Annotated in this window: 2 protein-coding genes; both read right to left on the minus strand. The window is 33.2% G+C overall.

The window, feature by feature from the left end; translation table 11 throughout:
• Positions 1–268, minus strand: a 268-nt coding sequence (locus tag NNO04_RS22460; RefSeq protein ID WP_271446527.1) for a glycosyltransferase, incomplete at its 3' end; no start/stop codon positions are given.
• A gap of 87 nt (positions 269–355) precedes the next feature.
• The coding region (rfaY, locus tag NNO04_RS22465; RefSeq protein WP_271446526.1) for a lipopolysaccharide core heptose(II) kinase RfaY at positions 356–966 on the minus strand (611 nt) is incomplete at its 5' end.

The following is a 966-nucleotide window of genomic DNA, read 5'->3' on the forward strand; positions in this document are numbered from 1 at the left end:
GTTTAATAACTGTTTTATACTGTTCTGCAAGCTGTGTTAAGAGCTCTACATATTCCTGGTCCAGGTAGTCAGCAATAATATGAAATGTAAATTCAATATCATTCTGTTTGTTATTCTCGAGAATTGAAGCGATAGATATTGCAGCACCGACCTGATAGTTACTATCAATTCCCCATGAAATATTAAAAGTATCGCGGTCATTGCATTTAACCGTACGACTGTCCAATGCTATGATATCTTTAAATTTGGTTAATTTTTTAAAATCCAATTCCCGTTCACCTTTCGTTTTCATGGATATTGCAGCATCAATACATTAATAATATTATGTCGCAGTTTACTCGTTCAGTAATTGTTACTACTTTTTTAATCCGAGTTTTATTTTGATATCCCTGATTATCGCTTTCAATCTCTTTTTAAAGAGTAACGAGTTGTATCCTGAATCCTGAATTTCGTTTTTTATACCATAATGGCGTTCAAGATCAATTCTATCCTTAGCCTTCAGTACAGGGCTTATTTTTTTACCTGATAAATCTATCAAACGAATACCTTTTTCAGAAACGATAAAGTTTCCCTTATGAGGATCTCCTGAAACCATACCGTGAGCATGCAATTCTTTAATTGACTCTGCAAGTTGCAGTTTTATATCTTCAGGTATTTCCTTGTATTCCTCTAGCCCAACACCTTCAATATATTCAATGAGCATTATGAAATAATGTGCAAAATTTAATGTTTTATACTCTGCAAGCAAATAATAGTCATTAATCGAATTGACCCCCTCACTGCGAACCCTATTGGTTTGGTAGATCAAATTTTCATAATAATCTTTTTTTATACACGATTTAAGAAATCGCTCTACTTTTTTATGTTTAGGTGCAAAAACTTTTAATACAATCGGGCCGCGAAGGGTGTCAATCAAGATGACTTTTGTGTCATCAATCGAACGAAATACTTTCAGTACTTTAAGAT

Origin of the sequence: Citrobacter sp. Awk 4, assembly GCF_028069725.1 — a bacterium.
GTDB lineage: Bacteria > Pseudomonadota > Gammaproteobacteria > Enterobacterales > Enterobacteriaceae > Citrobacter_D.